The sequence below is a fragment of the Devosia sp. genome (assembly GCF_040509215.1).
Lineage (GTDB): Bacteria > Pseudomonadota > Alphaproteobacteria > Rhizobiales > Devosiaceae > Devosia.
Genome location: NZ_JBEVLL010000339.1, coordinates 16,451 through 36,637, shown reverse-complemented (window position 1 = coordinate 36,637; position 20,187 = coordinate 16,451). Strand labels below are relative to the sequence as shown.

23 protein-coding genes are annotated in these 20,187 nt (G+C 61.6%); 17 read left to right on the top strand and 6 right to left on the bottom strand.

Annotation, left to right across the window (positions count from 1 at the left end; all coding sequences use genetic code 11):
- Positions 1–5 precede the first annotated feature (5 nt).
- From ABW043_RS19335 to ABW043_RS19320, 4 genes are all read left to right on the top strand, one after another.
- Positions 6–599, top strand: coding sequence for a response regulator transcription factor (locus ABW043_RS19335; RefSeq protein WP_353922833.1), 594 nt, complete (start codon positions 6–8; stop codon positions 597–599).
- 205 nt (positions 600–804) lie between these two features.
- Complete coding sequence (locus ABW043_RS19330; protein WP_353922832.1) at positions 805–2,856, top strand: flagellin N-terminal helical domain-containing protein; 2,052 nt, start codon at positions 805–807, stop codon at positions 2,854–2,856.
- A 59-nt stretch (positions 2,857–2,915) separates the two neighbouring features.
- A complete protein-coding gene (locus ABW043_RS19325) occupies positions 2,916–3,317 on the top strand; it encodes a flagellar biosynthesis repressor FlbT (RefSeq protein WP_353922831.1) in 402 nt (133 codons plus the stop codon).
- 5 nt (positions 3,318–3,322) lie between these two features.
- Positions 3,323–3,562 (top strand): helix-turn-helix domain-containing protein, encoded by a 240-nt coding sequence (locus tag ABW043_RS19320; RefSeq protein WP_353922830.1) that lies wholly within the window; start codon positions 3,323–3,325, stop codon positions 3,560–3,562.
- 144 nt (positions 3,563–3,706) lie between these two features.
- On the opposite strand, the gene ABW043_RS19315 is transcribed toward ABW043_RS19320, so the two are convergent.
- Both ABW043_RS19315 and ABW043_RS19310 read right to left on the bottom strand, forming a co-directional pair.
- On the bottom strand, positions 3,707–4,477 hold the full coding sequence (locus ABW043_RS19315) for an SDR family NAD(P)-dependent oxidoreductase (protein ID WP_353922829.1): 771 nt from the start codon (positions 4,475–4,477) through the stop codon (positions 3,707–3,709).
- Positions 4,478–4,495: 18 nt separating this feature from the next.
- Complete coding sequence (locus tag ABW043_RS19310; RefSeq protein ID WP_353922828.1) at positions 4,496–5,182, bottom strand: GntR family transcriptional regulator; 687 nt, start codon at positions 5,180–5,182, stop codon at positions 4,496–4,498.
- Positions 5,183–5,300: 118 nt separating this feature from the next.
- On the opposite strand from ABW043_RS19310, the gene ABW043_RS19305 reads away from it, so the two are divergent.
- The 4 genes from ABW043_RS19305 (at position 5,301) to ABW043_RS19290 (ending at position 9,866) form a co-directional block, all read left to right on the top strand.
- Positions 5,301–6,842 (top strand): aldehyde dehydrogenase family protein, encoded by a 1,542-nt coding sequence (locus tag ABW043_RS19305; RefSeq protein WP_353922827.1) that lies wholly within the window; start codon positions 5,301–5,303, stop codon positions 6,840–6,842.
- 263 nt (positions 6,843–7,105) lie between these two features.
- Positions 7,106–8,065, top strand: a complete 960-nt coding sequence (locus ABW043_RS19300; protein WP_353922826.1) for a sugar ABC transporter substrate-binding protein — start codon at positions 7,106–7,108, stop codon at positions 8,063–8,065.
- Between the two features lie 65 nt (positions 8,066–8,130).
- A complete protein-coding gene (locus ABW043_RS19295; protein WP_353922843.1) occupies positions 8,131–9,141 on the top strand; it encodes an ABC transporter permease in 1,011 nt (336 codons plus the stop codon).
- The gene (locus ABW043_RS19290) at positions 9,138–9,866 is read left to right on the top strand and encodes an ATP-binding cassette domain-containing protein (RefSeq protein ID WP_353922825.1); all 729 of its coding nucleotides are present in this window, start codon (positions 9,138–9,140) and stop codon (positions 9,864–9,866) included. The genes ABW043_RS19295 and ABW043_RS19290 overlap by 4 nt, the downstream gene beginning before the upstream one ends.
- Before the next feature lie 2 nt (positions 9,867–9,868).
- Here the strand turns inward: ABW043_RS19290 and ABW043_RS19285 are convergent, their stop codons facing one another.
- Positions 9,869–11,755, bottom strand: coding sequence for a bifunctional sugar phosphate isomerase/epimerase/4-hydroxyphenylpyruvate dioxygenase family protein (locus ABW043_RS19285; RefSeq protein ID WP_353922824.1), 1,887 nt, complete (start codon positions 11,753–11,755; stop codon positions 9,869–9,871).
- A gap of 351 nt (positions 11,756–12,106) precedes the next feature.
- Between ABW043_RS19285 and ABW043_RS19280 the strand changes: the two genes are divergently transcribed.
- Genes ABW043_RS19280 through ABW043_RS19265 form a run of 4 tightly spaced genes read left to right on the top strand, consistent with a single transcriptional unit; the run spans position 12,107 to position 13,016 of the window.
- Positions 12,107–12,253, top strand: a complete 147-nt coding sequence (locus ABW043_RS19280; RefSeq protein WP_295415152.1) for a hypothetical protein — start codon at positions 12,107–12,109, stop codon at positions 12,251–12,253.
- A 9-nt stretch (positions 12,254–12,262) separates the two neighbouring features.
- Positions 12,263–12,721, top strand: coding sequence for a GNAT family N-acetyltransferase (locus ABW043_RS19275; RefSeq protein WP_353922823.1), 459 nt, complete (start codon positions 12,263–12,265; stop codon positions 12,719–12,721).
- Positions 12,718–12,852: a hypothetical protein gene (locus tag ABW043_RS19270; protein WP_353922822.1), complete on the top strand. Its 135-nt coding sequence runs from the start codon at positions 12,718–12,720 to the stop codon at positions 12,850–12,852. Before ABW043_RS19275 ends, ABW043_RS19270 begins: the two co-directional genes overlap by 4 nt.
- Complete coding sequence (locus ABW043_RS19265; protein WP_353922821.1) at positions 12,852–13,016, top strand: hypothetical protein; 165 nt, start codon at positions 12,852–12,854, stop codon at positions 13,014–13,016. Before ABW043_RS19270 ends, ABW043_RS19265 begins: the two co-directional genes overlap by 1 nt.
- Before the next feature lie 14 nt (positions 13,017–13,030).
- On the opposite strand, the gene ABW043_RS19260 is transcribed toward ABW043_RS19265, so the two are convergent.
- Positions 13,031–13,711 (bottom strand): TetR/AcrR family transcriptional regulator, encoded by a 681-nt coding sequence (locus ABW043_RS19260; RefSeq protein WP_353922820.1) that lies wholly within the window; start codon positions 13,709–13,711, stop codon positions 13,031–13,033.
- A 154-nt stretch (positions 13,712–13,865) separates the two neighbouring features.
- On the opposite strand from ABW043_RS19260, the gene ABW043_RS19255 reads away from it, so the two are divergent.
- The gene (locus tag ABW043_RS19255) at positions 13,866–14,786 is read left to right on the top strand and encodes a shikimate dehydrogenase (RefSeq protein ID WP_353922819.1); all 921 of its coding nucleotides are present in this window, start codon (positions 13,866–13,868) and stop codon (positions 14,784–14,786) included.
- Here ABW043_RS19255 and ABW043_RS19250 read toward each other — a convergent pair.
- On the bottom strand, positions 14,777–15,460 hold the full coding sequence (locus tag ABW043_RS19250; protein WP_353922818.1) for a GntR family transcriptional regulator: 684 nt from the start codon (positions 15,458–15,460) through the stop codon (positions 14,777–14,779). The genes ABW043_RS19255 and ABW043_RS19250 overlap by 10 nt on opposite strands.
- 199 nt (positions 15,461–15,659) lie before the next feature.
- On the opposite strand from ABW043_RS19250, the gene dctP reads away from it, so the two are divergent.
- The 4 genes from dctP to ABW043_RS19230 all read left to right on the top strand — a co-directional run bounded on the left by dctP (position 15,660) and on the right by ABW043_RS19230 (position 18,982).
- On the top strand, positions 15,660–16,640 hold the full coding sequence (dctP, locus tag ABW043_RS19245; protein ID WP_353922817.1) for a TRAP transporter substrate-binding protein DctP: 981 nt from the start codon (positions 15,660–15,662) through the stop codon (positions 16,638–16,640).
- Between the two features lie 88 nt (positions 16,641–16,728).
- A complete protein-coding gene (locus ABW043_RS19240; protein WP_353922816.1) occupies positions 16,729–17,247 on the top strand; it encodes a TRAP transporter small permease in 519 nt (172 codons plus the stop codon).
- Entirely contained in the window at positions 17,244–18,554 is a 1,311-nt protein-coding gene (locus ABW043_RS19235; RefSeq protein WP_353922815.1) for a TRAP transporter large permease, read from the top strand. Before ABW043_RS19240 ends, ABW043_RS19235 begins: the two co-directional genes overlap by 4 nt.
- Entirely contained in the window at positions 18,551–18,982 is a 432-nt protein-coding gene (locus ABW043_RS19230) for a type II 3-dehydroquinate dehydratase (RefSeq protein ID WP_353922814.1), read from the top strand. The genes ABW043_RS19235 and ABW043_RS19230 overlap by 4 nt, the downstream gene beginning before the upstream one ends.
- A 247-nt stretch (positions 18,983–19,229) precedes the next feature.
- On the opposite strand, the gene ABW043_RS19225 is transcribed toward ABW043_RS19230, so the two are convergent.
- A complete protein-coding gene (locus ABW043_RS19225; RefSeq protein ID WP_353922813.1) occupies positions 19,230–20,129 on the bottom strand; it encodes a dihydrodipicolinate synthase family protein in 900 nt (299 codons plus the stop codon).
- Between the last annotated feature and the right edge of the window lie 58 nt (positions 20,130–20,187).

Below are 20,187 nucleotides of genomic sequence, written 5' to 3'. Positions count from 1 at the left end.
AGAATTTGTCTAGAAAGCTTTTGATAGTCGACGATCATCTGCTTTTCGCGGATGCCGTTAAATTCTTGCTGGAATCCAGTGGCGCCGATATCGATGCGCAGGTCTTTTCATCGCTTGCAAGTGTGCTGGATTTCTTATCCACGGATGCACCTGTCGACCTGTTGCTGCTGGACTATTCCATGCCCGGCCCAAGTGGCATTGAGGCGGTGGAAATGGCGGCAGCAAGGCGGCCGGGCCTGCGCATTGCCTTTCTTTCGGGCCTCGACGACCCGCAGGTGGCCGGGGAGGCGCTGCAGCGCGGTGTCGTTGGCTGGTTGCCCAAATCCATGCCCGGGGAATCCCTGATCAACGCCCTTAACCTGGTGCTGGCGGGCGAACGATTCGTGCCCGCCGACCTGATGCTCCGGCAGCAGGCGAGCCCGCTGACGCCGCGCGAGCAGGATGTGGCGGCGCTTGTGGCGCGCGGCCTTTCCGACAAGGAAATCGCTGAGCAGCTCGAGCTGCAGGTCGGTACCGTCAAGGTGCATGTCAAAAGCCTCCTGCGCAAATTCGAGGCCGCCAACCGTACCCAGTTCGCCCTGCGTTATCGCGGCTCCTGAGCCCTTCTTCATCGCCGCGCCTCCAGCGCCGCGCGACTGCCGATCCGGCAGCGCGTGGCCGTCTTGGTTTATGCGTGCAAAATTTCCTTGATTAATTGTAGGTCTATTTACATCATTAACGCGCTTTTAATGTGATGCGTACAATCCTCTGATTTGTGAAGGGCCGCATGAAGCGGCTCATTTTTCCAGAAGGAAAGCACCACACATGGGTTCCGATGTTTCTCTCTCGAAGGCCGTTCGCGCGAACCTTCTGAGCCTCCAGAATACCGCCTCGATGATGGACAAGACGCAGAACCGTCTTGCTACCGGCAACAAGGTGAACTCGGCTCTCGACAATCCGTCGAGCTTCTTCACTGCCTCGGCTCTCAACAGCCGCGCCGCCGACATGAGCAACCTGCTCGACTCGATGGCTTCGGGTATCCAGGTTCTCCAGGCTGCCGATAACGGCATCACCGCCCTGACCAAGAACGTCGAGTCCATGCAGTCGACCCTGCGTCAGGCTCGTCAGGACAAATCCTTCCAGACCAAGACCTTCGAAGTTGAAGACGCTTCGGTCATCTCGCTGGTTGGTGGTCAGTTCGGCGATGTCGCCAGCAAGGTTTCGCTCGCTTCGGCTACTGTTCCCGGCGTCAAGTCGCAGCTGGAAACCTCCGGTGCGACCTATGTCGGTCCGGTTTCGGCCTCTGACAGTGCTGATGGTGCTGGCGCTCGTACGCTGATCACCCGCACCGGTTTCGCAAACGGCGACGATATCGTTGTTGGTGGTGTGACCGTGAACCTGGTTACCGCCGACGTTGCCAGCGACACTGCCTTTGCTGCCAAGATCCAGGCTACGCTCGATGCAAGCCCTGAAGCCGGCAAGTACAACGTTTCTGCCGGTACCGGCACCAACGCTGGCAAGGTCATCGTAGAAGCCGCTGATCCGGCTGCTGCAGCTCCCACTGTTGATGTCTCCGGTGCAGCCACGGTTGCTGTAAAGGGCTCTGCTGCCTTTAACTACTCCGGCGTTCCGACGTCGATCACTGTTGGCGGCAACACCATCAACACCGGTGCTTCGTTCGCTGACTTCGTCACCGCGCTCGAAACCGACGGCAAAGCCAATGGCTACAGCGTCACTTCCGACGCCGCCACGGGTGCCATCACCCTGACCAACAAGGCCCATGGCGGTACGGCTCCTGCCGTTGTCGGCGTGACCGGTGTTACGACCACTGCCGTGGTTGCTGGCGCCTATACTGAAGAAGTCGCTGCCGCTACGCACAACTTCACCGTCTCCTATGACGGTAAAACTGCCGATGTCACCATCGGTGGCCTGAAGGCTGGTGCCAACGTCCTCGATATCAAGAACTGGCAGGATGCGACCATTGCGGCCGTGAACGCCAAGCTCGACGGCGCAGGCATCACCGGCGTCGAAGCCAAGTTCGACGACGCTGGCAAGTTCCAGCTCGTTGCCAAGACCGCTGAAGCCAAGACCCTGGCTGTCTCGGGTGACGATGCTGTGGCCCTGTTCGGTACCAACGGTGTGAACACCGGTGTTGCTGAGAAGAGCCAGCTGAACGCCACCAAGACCGTCGACAAGTTCGTTGAGTTGATCAACCGCGATCACGGTACGAAGATTCGTGCTTCGAACGACAACGGCAAGCTGCGTATCGAGAACATGTCGACCCAGGAACTGGATATCGGCATCGACCTTAAGGGCAATGACGCGATCAACTCGCTGAAGGTCGAAGGCAACTCGGTCCGTGACAACCTGCACAAGCAGTTCAACGAACTGCGTGACCAGCTCGACAAGCTTGCTGACGACTCTTCCTTCAACGGCATCAATCTGCTGCGTGGCGACAAGCTGAAGATCACCTTCAACGAGTCCGGCACGTCCTCGATCGATATCCAGGCCAAGGACAAGAACGGCAACGTTCGTGGCATCAACGCTTCCAACCTCGGCATCGAAAGCCTGGTGGCTGAAGATCTCGACACCGATGAAGGCATCGACGCTTTCCTCGGCAAGCTGTCTTCGGCTCTGACGGAACTTCGTTCGCAGGCTTCGGCCTTCGGTTCGAACCTGTCGTCGGTCGAAAACCGCCAGAACTTCACCAAGAACATGATCAACACGCTGGAAACCGGCGCGGCGAACCTGACCTTGGCTGACACCAATGCTGAAGCGGCCAACCTCCTGGCTCTCCAGACCCGTCAGCAGCTGTCGTCTTCGGCTCTGTCGATGGCTTCGCAGCAGGACCAGGCTGTTCTGCAGCTCCTGCGTTAATCGCCAAAACATCTCGGGGGCGGCGGTGTCGCCCCCGGTCTTGCCCAGAAGGAAAGACGATGGCTCTCAAACTCACTGTAAAACCCGGCGAAAGCTTTTTCGTGGGTACGGCAGAAATCACCGTTCAGTGCGACAGCATCGTCAATGTTCTCGTGGGGGGTAAGGCCCCCGTTTTGCGTTCCGACGATTATGTCTCGGATGCCGACCTCGCCTCACCCGCCTTCCGTCTGCGCCATGCCGTGCAGCAGATGTATCTGACCGGCGATGTATCGGGTCATCACGTCGCCTATTTCGAAGCCGTGCAGGCGCTGCTGCAGCAGTCGCCCGAGCATTCGGGCCTCGTCGCCGAGGTCAATGGCATGCTCATGAACGGCGCCGTCTACAAGGCCATCAAGCTTTTGAAGTGCCTCTCCAATCCCGAGCTGACCCAGACGCGGGCCAAGCTCAAGCTGGTAGGTTGATCGCCATGGCCGCTACTGCTTTTGCCGTTGCCCCCGAAATGACCGGTGCCATGCTGATCGCAGGCAACGTGATCCGCCTGCGTCGCATCCGCAATATCAGCCTCGAAGTGTTCGCCGAGCGTCTCGGCTGGAGCGTTACCCAGGTTCGGGCGCTCGAAACCTCGGACAGGTTCAACCTGGCGCTCGATGACATCGACAATCTCGCCCAGGCGCTGGGCGTGGAGCCAGCCGCGCTGTTCGTTTAGGTTTCTTGTATCCCATCCGTTGTCGTCATTGCCGGGCTTGTCCCGGCAATCCATTTTTTGGGGCTTGCCATCCTGCGGATGGCATGGACCACCGGGACAAGCCCGGTGGTGACGATGGAGGGAGGGGCTTTGTGGCTCGCGCCCTCAGCCGTTTGCCCAGCCGCCATCGACGATGAACTGTTGCGCCGAGATCATGGCGCTGTCGTCGGCGGCAAGAAAGAGCGCCATGCGGGCAATGTCGTCGGGCTGTACCCGGCCGGACAGGGCCTGTTGCGCATCGATCTGGGCTTCGGCCGCTTCGTCGATCCAGTGGGTGAGTTGGCGTTCCGTCATCACCCAGCCGGGCACCAGCGTATTGACGCGGATGCCGGATTTGCCGAGTTCGCGCGCCATGCCGCGGGTGAGGCCATGGGTTGCGGCCTTCGCGGTTTCATAGACCGGGATTTTGGGCGACATGATCATCCAGCTTATCGAGCCGGTGTTGATGATCGAACCGCGCCCTGCCTTGACCATGCCCGGCGCCACGGCCTGGATGGCGAAGAAAGAATGCTTCAGGTTCACCGCCATGCGGTCGTCCCAATAGGCCGAGGTGACCTCCTGCCATTCATGGCGCTGGTCGTGGGCGGCATTGTTGACAAGGGCGAGGGCGTCCCCGTGGGCAGCGGCAAAGCCGGAAATGGCGGCCTGATAGGCGTCCGTGTCAGTGATGTCGCAGCGGGTAAAGAGCACGGTCTGGCCGGTGGCGGTCAGTTCGGTGGCGAGGGCCGTGCCGCGCTCGTCCTGGATATCAACAAAGCCGACCTTGGCGCCCTGGGCGGCAAAATTGCGCACCAGTGCCTCGCCAATGCCGGAGGCGCCGCCGGAAATGACCACGGGCATGCCGACAAGGCTCGGATAGCGGGCGGCTTCGGTCATGAATAGTCTCCGGATAGGCTAGATAAAGAGATTGCTGTGCTGGGTTTCTAGCTCAGGCAGGGCGTCGAGAATACTGCCCAGATGCGTGGCCATCGCCGCTTTTGCCCCCTCGACATCATGGGCATCGATGGCCGCCATGATGGCGTTGTGCTCGCGCACGCGACGGGCCATGTCGGCCTCGCTCTGCAGCGTCATATTGCAGACCCGGTCCATGTGCGTCTTCATGTCGGCGATGGCGATCCAGGCGATGCCGACTCCGGCGCCGGTGGCGATGGCAATGTGAAATGCCTCGTCGTGCTCGCGAAAGCCGGCATGGTCGAGTTTTTCCGCCGCCTCTGCCTGTTTGACCAGGAGGCTGGCGATTCGCTTGCGCTGCCAGGCGTCGAAATTTTGTGCGGCCTTGGCGACGACGGCGATTTCCACAGACTGGCGCACGAACAGCGCCTCGGTCATTTCCTTGGCCGAGATGCGGGCGACGACCGTGCCGCGATGCGGACGAATTTCGATCAGTCTGGAATTGGCGAGGCGGATGAGCGCCTCGCGCACCGGCTGGCGGGAAACGCCGAGTTTGGTGGCGATATCCTGCTCGGAAAGCCGCGTGCCGGGGAGCAGTTCGAGCTCGATGATCGAGCGGCGCAGGTCCTTCTCGATGGTCGCTGCCGCGCTTTCACCGCTCTCGGCAGAAGTCTGCATTTCCAGGGTCATATTACATCTCGCCCATGCCATTGACAGCTTGGGTCAATGCGCCATACGGTACCATACAATTCCATACAGGACGCGTTCGAACGGGTCCAGCATCTTCGGGGAGGTGGGTCAGTCCGCCATGGCCATGCTCAGTCAATCCAGCTTTCAGGACAATTTTGCCGTTCCGAATCTTAGTGATCCGCGTGTCGCTAGTAAACGCGCGTATCGCATGGTTATCGACGGGAAATCCGTGGATGCGGTTTCGGGCAAGGTCGTCGAGCGCGAAAGCCCGGGCCATCGCGGCAAGGTCATTGCCACCTGGCCAGCCGGCTCTACGGAGGACGCGTCTCGCGCCATCGGCGCGGCACGTGTGGCTTTCGACGATGGCCCATGGGGCCGCATGAGCGGGGCCGAGCGCTCCACCATTCTCCATGCCATCGCCCGGGGTATTCTGGCCCATCAGGACGAACTCGCGCTGATCGAATGCCTCGAGACGGGCAAGCCGATCAACCAGGCCAAGGGCGAGATCGGCTATTGTGCTGATCTCTGGACCTATGCGGCCGGCCAGTGCCGCGGGCTTGAGGGCGATACGCACAATTCCATCGGCACCAATCGCCTGGGCCTTGTGCTGCGCGAACCCGCCGGCGTCGTCGGCATCATCACGCCGTGGAATTTCCCCTTCATCATCGTGTCCGAGCGCGTGCCGTGGGCGCTCGGCGCGGGCTGCACTGTTGTCGTTAAGCCGAGCGAATTTACCTCGGGTACGACGATCCGGCTTGCCGAGATTGCGCTTGAGGCGGGGCTGCCGGCCGGCGTTTTCAACGTCATCACCGGCTATGGTCCCGAGGTCGGGCAGATTCTCGCCGAAGATCCGCGCGTCGACATGATCGCCTTTACCGGCTCGGTGCGTGTTGGCACCCAGCTTGCCGGCATTGCTGCCAGCAATGTGAAGCGCGTTGGCCTCGAACTTGGGGGCAAGGGGCCGCAGATCGTCTTCGGCGATGCCGATCTCGAAGCGGCGGCCGATGGCATTGCCTATGGCGTCTATCACAATGCCGGCCAGTGCTGCATTTCGGGCAGCCGGTTGATCGTCGCCAATTCCATTCGCTCTGCGCTTTTGGAGCGCCTGCTCGATCTTTCCCGTCGCCTGCCGTTTGGCGATCCTCTGGCCGCCACGACCCGCTATGGCGCAATGGTGTCCGTGCCGCATCTCCACAAGGTGGCGGGCTACGTGGCGGCTGGTCTGGAGGATGGCGCCGAACTGCTGCTCGGCGGCGAGATGATCGACGAAGGCTCGGGCAATTTCTTTGCCCCGACGGTCTTCGACAATGTGCGGCCCAACATGCGGATCGCGCAGGAGGAAATCTTCGGGCCAGTGCTCGCCACCATTGGTTTCGACACGCCGGAGGAGGCTGTCGCTCTTGCCAATGGCACGCCGTTTGGCCTCTCGGCCGGCGTCTGGTCGCGCGATCTCGAGACGGCGATCCAGACGACGCGAAAGCTGCGGGCAGGGCGCTGCTGGATCAATTCGGTGATCGACGGCACGCCGGAAATGCCCATCGGTGGCTACAAGATGAGCGGCGTCGGTCGCGAACTCGGTCGCTATGGCTTTGATGAATATTCGCAGTTCAAGGGTCTGCACATGACCCTTGGGCGCGGTGAACCCTGGTTTGAACACTAGGCGCGGGCCCGCAGGGCGAATTCGCTCCGGTGGAGCGAATTCAGGCGACTAGGCCACGAGGCCTACGGCCGAATGGCGGGAAATACAAACCACGGCGTCATTCCCGCGCAAGCGGGAATCTACCTGAGGAGGGAGATCCCCAGCTTTGCCGGGGATGACGGAGTGGGAATGCCAGAATCTGGCGGCGCAATCTTTGGTCGGAGCACGCCGCCCGAAGCGGGACCTGAGGAGGGCCCGCCACAATCCAAAGGGAGGATTAAGCGATGAAATTGACCAAGTCAAAAGCCGCTCTACTGGCTGGTTGCGCACTATTCGCAACCGCCGGCGGCGTCATGGCGCAGGACCAGGAAAAGGTCTCGGCTACCATGATCATCTATCTCGACCCCAGCGTGCAGTTTTTCAATCCGGTGGTGAAGGGCGCCCAGGACGCCGCAGCAGCCTTCAACGTCGATCTCGACGTGCAGTATGCCAACAATGATCCGGTGCGCCAGAACGACCTGATCGATACCGCCGTGGCAACGGGCGTGGATGGCATTGCCGTCGCCATTTCGTCATCGGACGCGTTTGACGACAGCATCTGCGCGGCCGTCGAGGCAGGCGTCGTGGTCATCGGCTTCAACAATGACGACCTTGAAGGCGCAGCCGGCAATTGCCGCCAAGCCTATGTCGGCATGAACGAAGAAGCCTCGGGCTATGAACTGGGCATCCGCATGATCGAAGCCTTCGATCTCAAGGAAGGCGACACTGTTTTCAATCCGCGCGAAATCCCGGAGGCCAGTTTTGCCGTGGCCCGTGGCGGCGGTATCGAACGTGCCATGACCGAGCATGGCATCAAGGTTGAAACCGTCCGTGCCGGCCTCGATCCCGCCGAAGCGCAGAACATCATGGCTCAGGCCCTGATTGCCAACCCAGATATCAAGGCCGTGTTCGGCACCGGTTCGGTGACCTCCACCGTTGGCGCGGGTGCCATCAAGGACGCCGGCGTCGACGTGCCGTTCGGTGGCTTCGACCTCGCCGTCGAGATCGTGAATGCGGTCGAGTCGGGCGCCATGTTCGCCACGATGGACCAGCAGCCCTACCTGCAGGGCTACTACCCGATCGCCCAGATCGCCATGGCCGCGCGCTACGGTCTGACACCCACCGATGTCGACACCGGCCAGGGTGCTTTCCTCGACCAGGCCCGGATCGGCGTCGTGAAGCCGTTTATCGGCACCTATCGCTAACGTGACCTGCTCCGGCCTTCGGGCCGGAGCTCCACTATCATTTCTGGATACGAAACGTGACCGATATGACCCATGACCGGGCCGTTGCGCCCCGGCGCTCGGCAGGAGAGTGGCTCCATAGCCTGCTCACCATGCCGGCGGGCGCTATTCTGCTTGTCTTCATCGTCGTGCAGCTAGCCTGCATCATTGCGGGGCTGCTGTTCCCCGACGACTTCCGTTATCTCTCATCGGCCAATATGGGCATCATGATGCGCTCCGTGCCGGTGCTCGGCTGCCTCGCGCTCGGGGCCGGCGTCTTGATGATCGCCGGAGAGTTCGATCTCTCCATCGGCTCGGTCTATACCCTCACCGCCATCATCATGGCCATGCTCGTGGGTGCGGGCGTCGATGCGTTTCTCGCCGCGCCGGTCGGGCTGTTGGTCGGCGCCGTTATCGGGCTCGGCAACGGGTTTCTTACCCTCAGATTTCATCTGCCGAGTTTCATCGTCACGCTGGGCGGTCTGCTGTTCTGGCGCGGCGCGGTGCTGCTGATCAATGGCGCGGTTCAGGTGCGGTTCGATCCGAACCCGGTGTTCAACGCGCTGTTCTCGGGCACGATTTTCGGCATCAATGCCGCCTTCATCTGGTTCATCGCGCTGTGCCTCGTGTTCTGGGCGATGTTGCATCGTCATCGGCTGGGCAACCACATCTTTGCGACGGGCGGCAATCGGGCGGCGGCTACCGCCATCGGCGTCAATACCGGCCGGATCAAGATGATCGCCTTTGCCATTGCCGGGTTCATGGCGGCCTTTGCCGGTATCCTCGCAACCACGCGCGTCGGCTCGGTGCAGCCGGGGCAGGGTGCAGGGCTGGAGCTGCAGGCCATCGCGGCCTGCGTCATCGGCGGGCTCTCCCTCCGTGGCGGTCGTGGGTCGATCCTTGGCGTGTTCCTCGGGGTGATGCTGATATTCACCATTACCGACGTGCTGCTGCTGATGCGGGCACCGGGGTTCTACCTCGACATGTTCATCGCCACGCTGATCGTCGCCGCCTCGATCTTCAATCACGGTCTTGATCGCCGGGGAGCCGAGTCATGAGCTTGCTGGAACTCCACAACATCAACAAGACCTTCGGGCCGCTGAAGGCGCTGAGCGACCTGTCGTTTCAGGTCGGGCATAGCGAAGTCGTCGGGTTGCTCGGCGACAATGGTGCCGGCAAGTCGACCACGGTCAACATGATCTCCGGCATTCATCAGCCAAGCTCGGGCTATATCTCGGTGGACGGACAGCGTCAGACCTTTGCCAATCGGCGTGATAGCGCCGAGGCGGGCATCGAGACGATCTACCAGAACACGGCGCTCGTCGATTGCCTCTCGATCTCGCGGAACATCTTTCTTGGGCGCGAACTGACGGATCGCTTCGGGTTTCTGGACCTGAAAAAGATGCGCGAGATTGCCATGCAGGTGCTCGAAAGCGCCGTGCATATTTCGGGTATCGATAGCCCGGACAAGCTCGTGGGCGATCTTTCGGGCGGACAAAAGCAGGCCGTGGCCATCGCCCGGGCGGTGTTCTTCAAGCGGCGCGTGCTGTTGCTCGATGAACCGACTTCGGCGCTATCGGTGCGCGAGACGGAAGCGCTGCTCAATCAAGTGCTGAAGCTCAAGGCCGAGGGCGTGTCGAGCGTGCTGGTGACGCATAATCTCTACCACGCCTATCAGGTCTGCGATCGCTTCGTGATCATGAGCCATGGCACGAAGGTCTTCGATGTCGCGAAGGCCGATACGACGATCGAGGAACTGACCCAGCACGTGGTGCTGACTTAGCCTTATTGCCGCGGCATCTCTGCTGGCCGGATTGCCCGCTTTTGCGCGGCACTCCGGAATGGCGCATTGACGGCGCCATAGCCGACATAGTTGCCGCGGCGCTCGACGATTTCGAAGAAGAAGCCTTCACCAAAACTCTGGGCGTAGATCTGGAAATATTCCCCGCCCGCGTCACGATCATAGAGCAGGTTATTGGCGGCGAGGCGGGTGATCATGTCCTCGTCGAGCCCAAGCCGGGCTTCGAGATCGGAATAGTAGTTCTTTGAAATTTCCAGCACTGGCAGGCCGCTCGCCTTGAGCGCAGCGGCGGTCGCAAAGATGTCGCTCGAGGCAAAGGCGATGTGCTGGACGCTGGAGCCAAATGTTTCGGCGATGAAATGGCCGGCGAGCGTCCGGTGGCTTTCGGCGCCGTTGAGGGTCAGGCGTAGCTCGCCCCCGGGGCTTTCGATCACCTGGCTGCGCACGAGGCCGGAGGGATCGACGACGTCGACCATGGGGCCTTTGTCGACCACGAAAATGGAGCGGTAGAAGAGAATCCAGGTGAGCATCTCTTCGTAGTTCATCGTCTGGGCGATGTGATCGAAATGGGTGAGGCTGGCGTTCGCAGCCTTGGTGGGCTCGGGTTCGAATTCCACGTCCCAGACCTTTGCGAGATCGGACTGGTCATCGAGGAAATAGAGCAGGCCGCCGCCAATGCCGCGGATGGCGGGGATGGTCAATTCGCCGGGATTGACGCGCTGGGCGAACGGTTGGGCATCGAGCGCCTTGGCGCGAGCGAGTGTGGCGTTGGCGTCTTCCACCTTGAGGCCCATGGCATAGGCTGAGGTGCCATGGGTGAGATAGGCGGCGTGGGCCATGCCTTCGCGCTCGGTGTTGACGACGATATTGATCTCGCCCTGGCTGAAGCGTTCGACGCTCTTGCTGCGGTGTTTGCCGGTGCGGGCAAAGCCCAATTGGCCGAGCATGGTGCGCAGCGTTTCGGCTTCGGTTTCGTCGGCGGTGAATTCGACGAAGCTGACCCCTTTGACCGCGACGCGTGGCGGCAGGGCGTCGGCGGAGGGCACGACTTCGGGTTCGGCCTCGCGCACCTGATCCATGAGGAAGACCAGCGAGCGATGGCCATCGAGCGCGATAGTGCGCGGGGAGCCGGCGCGGAACTGGTCATTGAAGATTTCGAGGGATAGCGGGCCATTGTAGCCAGTCGCGGCGACGGCGCGGGCGAAGTCGACGACGGGCAGGTCGCCTTCACCTGGCATGTTGCGGAAGTGGCGGCTCCAGTAGAGGAGGTCCATGTCGAGCGCGGGCGCATCGGCGAGCTGGACGATGAAGATCTTGTCGCCGGGAATGGAGCGGATTGTGTCGGGGTCGATCTTTCGCGACAGGGAGTGAAAGCTGTCGAGGATGAGGCCGACATTGGGATGATCGGCGCGGCGAACGATCTCCCAGGCGTCGCGATGGTCGTTGACGTGGCGACCCCACGCGAGGGCCTCGTAGCCGACTTTCAGGCCGCGTTTTCCCGCACGCTCGCCCAGTTCGCGGAAATCGGCAGCGGCGCGGTCGATGCCGCCGAGGGCGGCGGGGGCGATGCTGGAGCAGACGAGCATCAGGGGCGCGCCGAGTTCTTGCATCAGGTCGAATTTGCGTTCGGCCCGCTCAAAAGCCTGGGTGCGCTGGGGTTCGGGCAGGCCCTCAAAATCGCGAAACGGCTGGAAGAGCGTGATGTCGAGGCCGAGATCGGCCACCATTTTGCGCACTTCGGCGGGGCTGCGGTCATAGGCGAGGAAGTCGTTCTCGAAGATTTCGACACCGTCGAACCCGGCCGCCGCAATAGCTTCGAGTTTCTCCCGAAGGTCACCGCTGATCGAGACAGTCGCAATCGAGGTCTTCATCGCAAATTCCTGAACGAACTAGTTCGTACAAAGTAGGGATGCGATGGGCATCGGTCAATTGGGGATTGGGGGATCCCCTGCGGGGAGGGATTAAGGGTGGAGGATTTATCCACGATCGTCACCCTCGGGCTTGTCCCGAGGGCTCTGAACTCGCGGCGCCATTGGTACGTGAAGTGTCCTCGGGTCAAGCCCGAGGATGACGCGGTGGTGGTTGGGAAGCGCGTGGGGGCCGCCAAACCTTGCGTCTGTCAAACCTTATGCCGGCTTTATGTCGCTGGCCGCATCTCGAATGGAAACTTTACGCGCGCCGGATCTAGGTTCCCTTTGCAACCAATATGGAGTGCTGGGAACATGCGCCCGCCGTACTACCTTTTCTATTATCGCGACCATGAGACCGTTGGCCGGCCCTATGAGGCCGCAGGTGGCAAGTTTGTCTTGATCACCTGTTCGATCGTGCTGGCGGGCCTCGTGGCCGTCGCCTTCTTCAGCGGTTTGTGAGGGCGCGCCATGTCCCTCGCTCTTTCCATGACACACCTTGAAACTTTTGCGCGCCTCCATGAAGGGCGGCCGGACGATGCTCATTCGCTCTGGGCCTTGTCGGAGCGGCTGCCCGGTGGGTTGGGCGGCGAGCATCCAATCTGGCAGACGCTGCTGCAGGCCGAAGATGCCCATGTGTTGGTGGCGACCGAATGCCAGCTTCTGGTCGGAGCCATTGTCACCTGGCACCACAAGGGCGCTGATGTCGCGCGCCTTGCCTGGCTTGGGGTTGATGCTTCCGCGCGGCATCGCGGTATTGGTCGGCTGCTGCTCGAAACCAGCATCGCGCGGGCCGAGATTGCCGGCGCCGGCGAAGTCGTCGCCCATGTTCCTGCCGGCGCTGTCGACCTGCAAGGCCTGCTGGCAAAGAGCGGCTTTGTCAGTGTGAAGGGTGGCGAACTTCGGCTGCAACTGGGGGCATCGTCATGAGCCCGCGTACCCATGATCCGCACTCCGACAAACATGCGCGCGATGCCGACAAGGGTGTCGCCCTGCTGATCCTCTTCATCTGCGTGCCCTTTTGCGCGGCCGCGGGGCTGGTTGCCTGGATGGCTGGATAATGCGCTACCGCAGACACTGGCAGAGCCGCGGCAGGCGCAACCGCTGGCTCGATAGCGACCTCGAGCGCGGCGTGCTCGCCGTGCTTATCCTGATGGCATTGGTGCTGTTCGCCATCGGCATCGGCACCGTGGCAGAGATGATGAATGCAGCAAGCCTGCCCTGAGGGGCAGGCTTCTCTTATTTCAGCGCTTCGGGTTTTGCGACGAATCGCAGGACCATTTCGACCGTGTTGGCCTTGAGTCGCTGCTGCGATTCCTCGGCGCCGAAATCGCGACCGAAGAGCTGCGAGAAGGTCGCGCGGTTCGAGACGTTGAAGAAGCAGAGCGCGGAAATCTGCCAGTGGATTTCAAGGGGATCGAGCCCCTCGCGGAATTTTCCATCCTTGAGGCCGCGCTCGTAGAGTTCGCCGATATGGGCGATGGCGGTGACATTAAGATCGCGCACCAGGTTCGAGCGGGCGAGGAATTCGCCGTGATGAATATTCTCGATCATCACCATGCGGATGAAATCTTCGTGCTGGTGATGGTGCTCGAAGGTGAATTCGACGAGGCGTTTGAGGCCCTCCACCGGCGAGAGCCCGGCAATGTCGAGCTTGGCTTCGCCTTCACGCACTTCGGCATAGGCGTTTTCGAGTGCGGAGAGGTAGAGCCCCTCCTTGTCACCGAAATAGTAGTAGATCATGCGCTTGGACGAGCGCGTCTTGGCGGCGATTTCGTCGATGCGGGCGCCCGAGAGGCCGTTGAGCGCGAATTCCTGGCTCGCCACTTCGATAATGTTCTGGCGCGTCCCTTCCGGGTCCTGCTGGCGCGTAGGCACCTTGCGTCCGGCCTTGGCGATTGGGGCCCCGGAGTCTGACATGGAAGCAAGCCTTTCCTATCGAACCCCAGAATTGACTAAACTAACCAGTTCGTACATTGTGGGGCAAATCGCCTGAGATCGTTTGTAGCGGCGAGGCGAGCACGAAAACAAGAGCGGAAGGGTGTTGAGGCCCACGCTTGAGGGAGCAGGACCTTTGCCCAGTCATATTGATCGCGTGCGCGAAGCCCTGGCGCGTGTCGAGGGCGAGCGTGGCGCTTCCGTTGCTTCGGAAGCTGGGGTGCGCATTGGGCTGCTTGGCCGCGGAATCGGCGCGTCCCTGACCCCGATCATGCATGAGGCCGAGGGCAAGCGGCTGGGGCTCGATTATCGCTACGATCTCATTGATTTCGACCGGCTGGCTCTTGAGGACGCCGATCTCGGCGCCGTGCTCGAAGCGGTGCGCGAGAATGGCTTTCGTGGGGTGAATGTCACCTATCCCTTCAAGCAGGCCATCATTCCGCTGCTCGATGGACTTTCGGGCGAGGCCTCGGCCATCGGGGCGGTCAACACCGTGGTGTTCTCACCCGACCGGACCGAGGGGCACAATACGGATTGCTATGGCTTTGCCCAGAGCCTGCGACAGGGGCTCGGCGTCGTGCCGGTTTCGCGCGTGGTGCAGATCGGCGCCGGCGGGGCAGGGGCGGCGGTGGCGCAGGCGCTGGCCGAGCTTGGTGCCATGGAACTCGATATCGTCGATGTCGACCTTTCTCGCGCCGAGGCGCTGGCGGCGCAGGTCGCTTCGGCTAATGGCACGCTGACGCGGGGGATGACGCCGGAGCGGTTGGCCGAACTGGTTGATGAAGCGACGGGGATCGTCAATGCGACGCCGGTCGGCATGGAAAAGCTGCCAGGGTTACCGTTCGATCCGGCGCTGCTGCAGCGCCATCAATGGGTGGCCGACATCATCTATTTTCCGCGCGAGACCGAACTGATCCGCCGGGCGCGAGATATCGGGTGTCGGGTGCTGCCGGGCGGCGGCATGGCGGTCTATCAGGCGGTGCGGGCTTTCCAGCTTTTCTCGGGCCAGGAGCCTGACCCGACCGAAATGGCCAAGACCTTTGCCGCCTATGCCTGAGTGCTGAGGCGGCCGGTTCCCAAGACGTGTTCGACGCCGCGATTGACGTGGCTTGCCAGCATGGCGAGCGCGCCATCGATATTGCGCGCCAGTGCCAGCTCGAACATGGCCTTGTGATCGTCGACCACACCGACCCCGCGAAAGCTCACGGCCAGCATGTGGTAGCGCAGGAACCGATCGAAGATCGCCGCGTGAAGGTCGAGCAGGGCTTTTGAGCCGCAGGCCGAGATCAGCGCATTGTGGAAGGCGAAATCGTAGCGCACCCAATCGCTCGTCTGTTTGGCCTCACCCTCCAGCAATTGCCTCTCGATGGTGGCGAGCTTGTAGTGCGCTGCAACGACGCGGCCTTCCCATTCGAGATCGCCGCGGCGGAACGAGAGCTGCAAGGCATGGCTTTCGAGCAGCAGGCGGAGGTCGGCGATTTCGCGCAGGTCCGACGCCGTTGCGGGCGCAACGACGAATCCCTTCTGCCCTTCGGCAACCACCAGGTCTTCGCTCGCCAACCGATTGAGGATTTCGCGGAGGGTGCTGACGCCGACGCCATAGGTTTCACGCAGCGGCTCAAGCTTCAGTTTTTGGCCCGGCGACAGGCGGCAGGCGATGATGTCGGCGCGCAGGCGCAGATAGGTCGCCTCGCCGATTGTCTGCTCGTTTTCCGCCTCTGGATAGTTCATCTGCATGCATCTGGTAAAATCAGGAATATCTGATATATACGAAATCAGATGGTGAATGGAAAGAGACCTGAAGAAAGAGTTTCGCGCACCGTTGACATGAACGTACTAGTTCGTACAAAGTGACGACAAGCCGATGGGGAGGACCATTGGCGTTCCCGGGCAATCCGGAACGGGGGTATTCCCCAAGGGAGGAATAGACATGAATCTTTCGCTTTCGCGCCGCGCGCTGATGGTTGGCGGGCTTCTGCTGGCTGCCACCATGCCGTCCCTGGCGCAGGACAAGCCCGTGCTGCGCTTCTCCGCCGTCTTCTCCGAGCAGGACATTCGCGCCGAGATGACCCAGCAGTTGGCGACATCAATCGCCGATATTGCGACGCTCGAACCCTATTACGGCGGTAATCTCTTCAAGCAGGGCACTGAGCTTGTGGCGCTGCAGCGCGGCAATCTCGAGATGGGCAATATCGCCCCGCAGGATATTTCCAACCAGATCCCGGCCTGGTCGGTGCTGACATCGGCCTATCTCTTCCGCGACGCCGATCACCTGCGCACGTTCTTTGACAGCGAAGTCGGCGGTGAATTCAAGGCCATGGCCGAAGAGCAGCTTGGCATCCACATTCTCGGGCCGACCTATTTTGGTGCCCGTCAGGTGGGTCTGCGCGGCGACAAGGAAATCAAGACGCCAGCGGATATGGCCGGCATCAAGCTGCGTATGCCCGGCGGCGACGCCTGGCAGTTCCTTGGCACCTCGCTGGGTGCCAATCCGACGCCGATGGCCTATGCCGAAGTCTATACCGGCCTCCAGACCGGCGCGATCGACGGCCAGGACAATCCGCTGCCCAACGTTGAAAACATGAAGTTCTACGAAGTGATGGACCAGATTGTCCTCACCTCGCATCTCGTCGGCTTCGACCTTCTGGTTATCTCCAAGGGTGCCTGGGACGCGATGACGCCGGAACAGCAGACGGCCTTCACGACCGCTGCAACCGCCGCCATCGACTTCAGCCAGAAGGCGCATCTCGATCGCGAAGCCGCGCTCGTCGAGCAGTTCAAGGGCGCTGGCCTTGCCATCAATACGCCCGATGTCGACGCGTTCCGCGCCCACGCGCAAAAAGTCTATCTCGATAGCGAGCTGGCCAAGGATTGGCCGGAAGGCGTTGTTGACCGGATCAACGCGCTCTAAAAAACTCCTCCGCGATAGGCGGCGCCGCTTGTCGGTGCCGCCTTACCCAACATGCGCTGGTCGCCGAGACCGGTAGCGGGAGCCCACCATGCCCACCTCTTTGAAACCAATCGGCCGGTGGCTTTACGCCCGCGCCGAAAACCTGCTTGCGGCCATGCTGGCGACCATGTTCGTGGTCTTCATCATCCAGATCGTCTTCCGCTATGTGCTGAATTTCCCCATCGGCTGGACCCACGAAATCAGCGTCATAATGTGGCTCTGGATGGTGCTGTTTGGCACCGCCTTCGTCGTCCGAGACAGCGAGGAAATCCGCTTCGACATTATCTACAGCGCGGTCGGGCCGAGCACGCGGCGGATCATGGTGCTGATCAGCAGCCTCAGCCTCGTGGTGCTGTTCTCAATCTCGCTGCCGGCGGTCATCGACTACATCGCCTTCATGAAGGTCGAGAAGACGGCCTATCTCAAGATCCGCTTCGACTACCTCTATTCCATCTACGGCATTTTCGCGGTCGCCATGATCGTGCGCCAGCTCGTGCTTGCCTTCCAGGCGGTGTGGGGCAAAGGCGCGGACGAGTTCGACCCGACCAAGGCGAGTTCCGGCATATGACCATCTCTTTGGCTTTCGGCCTGTCGCTGGGGCTGCTTACAGTCCTGGCCTTTCTCGGCCTGCCCATGGGCCTCGCCATGATCTGCGGGTCCGTCCTTTATCTCTTCATGCGCGGACAGGACCCCGGCATCGTTGCCGAGCAGTTCCTCAATGGCATGTATTCCAACTACATCATGCTCGCGGTGCCGCTGTTCATCCTGGCGGCCGAGATCATGAATTCGGGCACGCTGTCCGAACGCCTGCTGAAATGGTGCGACGCGCTTGTGGGGCGTTTCCGCGGTGGCCTCGCGCAGGTCAATGTGCTGCAGTCGATCGTTTTTGCCGGCATGTCCGGCTCGGCCGTGGCCGATGCCGCCGGCTCGGGCAAGATGATGCAGTACATGATGACCAAGGACGGCAAATATACGCCCTCCTATGCGGCGGCGCTGACTGCCGTGACCGCCGTCATCGGGCCGATCATTCCGCCTTCCATTCCCATGGTGCTCTATGCGCTGGTGGCCGATACATCCATCGGCTACCTGTTCCTCGGGGGCGTCGTGCCGGGGCTGCTCATGGCTGGCGTCATGATGGTCCAGGTGGCGATCACGGCCCGCGTGAAGAATTTTCCCGTGGAAGAGCCAGTGCCGTTGCGCAAGCTGCCGCGGATGACCTGGGAGGCGCTGCCTGTCCTCTTCATGCCGGTGGTGCTGATGTATGGCATCTATGGCGGGGTCACGACGCCGACCGAAGCTGCTGCCGTCGCTGCCGCCTATGCGCTGCTCGTCTCGGCCTTCATCTACCGTGCGGTCAAGGTGCCGGAGCTCTATCAATCGGTGCTTACAAGCGCCAAGACCACGGCCTCCATCGGCATGCTGATCGCCGGGGCGCTGGTGTTCAACTATGTGGTGACGGTGGAGAATATTCCACGCACGATCAGCGCCATCCTGCTCTCGTGGGACCTCAACCCCGTAACCTTCCTGATCATCGTCAATATCATCCTCCTGGTGCTCGGCTGTGTGCTTGAGGGGACGACCATTCTGCTGGTCATCGTGCCGGTGCTGATCCCGACGGCGCAGGCGCTGGGTATCGACATGGTGCACTTTGGTGTCGTGGCGGTGGTCAACATCATGCTTGGGCTGATTACGCCGCCTTATGGGCTCCTGCTCTTCATCATGACGCGAATATCGGGCTCGCCCATGCGGGCGATCATCGGCGATGTCATGCCCTTCCTGTGGTCGCTGATCGGCGCGCTGATCGTCTTCACCTTCGTGCCGGAAACGGTGCTCTGGCTGCCGCGCATGTTCGGTTATGAGGGTGTCACCCCATGAAGCCGGTCTATGTGCTGAATGGGCCTAATCTCAATCGCCTGGGCAAGCGGGAGCCGCATATTTACGGCACCACGACGCTGGCCGAGATCGAGGAGAACTGCCGTAGGACTGTGGTCGGCCGGCCGCTGATTTTCCGGCAGACCAATAGCGAGGAGACGCTGATCGGGCTCGTGCATGAGGCGATCGACGAGGGGGCGGGGATTGTCATCAATCCCGCCGCCTTCACCTTCACCTCGCTGGCGCTGCTCGATGCGCTAAAAATGTTCGAGGGGCCGGTGATCGAGCTGCATATCTCGAACATCCACAAGCGTGAGCAGATCTATCACAAGTCCTATGTGTCTATGCGGGCCGATGCCGTGATCGCCGGGCTTGGGGCCTATGGGTATGAGGCGGCGCTGGTGGCGTTGCTGAGGCTCGTGAAGGACTGACACACTCTCAACTATCGTCACCACCGGGCTTGTTCCGGTGGTCCCCAGCGGAGGCGAGATGGGTTGCCGGGACAAGTCCGGCAATGACGATGGGTGGGGGGCCGAGTACGAAGCCTTCGCCCATCTCAGACCGTCACCCTCGGGCTCGACCCGAGGGCTCTGCACTAGCTGCACCAACCGTAAGTGAAGTGTCCTCGGGTCAAGCCCGAGGATGACGGCTGGTGGGCTGGAGAAGTCGAGAGCCGGGCTAGTGCAGCCCGTTCTCTGCGATGAACGCCTCGAGCTTGTCCTGTTGCGTCTTGGTCAGCGGCCAGGCGGAGGGTGGACGGGTGGGGCCGCAATCGCGGCCGAGGGCCTGTAGCGCGGCCTTTACGCCGGTGACGTTGGTGCCGTTCATCTCTTCGGCGCGGATGTCCTCAAATGCCTTCATGCCGGCGATCAGCTTGTTAGCACTGACATAATCGCCATTGTCGAGCGCGGCATGGATGGCGAGGGAGCGTTCGGGCCAGACATTGATGAGGCCGGAGGTGAAGCCGCGGGCGCCGACGGCGTAGAGGGCGGGGGCCCAGACTTCGGCGAGGCCGCCGACCCAGACAATGTCGGGATCGCAGGCCGCCTTGGCTTCGGCGAGTTTCAAGGGATTGGGCGTTGCCCATTTGACGCCCTTTACGCCGGGCACGGCGCAGAGGTCGGCAATGGCCTTGGTGCCGATGGCGTCATTGCGGAGATAGAGCATCATCGGCAGGCCGCCCGAGGCGTCCGCGATGGCTTTCAAATAGTCGACGATGCCGCGCGGGGCGACGAAGGGATCGGGTGGCTGATGCACCATGAGCGCCGTGGCGCCAGCGAGGGCAGAGGTTTTTGCCAGTGCCTGGGCATCGCGAATGCCGCGGCCAACACCGGCCAGCACCGGGGCGCGGCCAGCGACGAGGTGGACCACTTCGCGCACCATGGTGGAGGCTTCTTCAGTCGTCAGGGCATAGAATTCGCCAGTATTGCCATTGACCACCGGCATGTGGAGGCCAGCGCCGAGGGCTCGGTCGAGAACGGGCACCAGCTTTTGCGGGGCGATGTCGCCGTTCTCGTCATAGGGCGTGACGAGAATGCCGGAAATGCCTGTCAGGGCCCTGTCGAGCGTGCGTGTCATGGTCTTGTCCTCGTTTGATCCGAAGCTGCCTCATCCGAGGTTTGGTGACGCTCGGTGC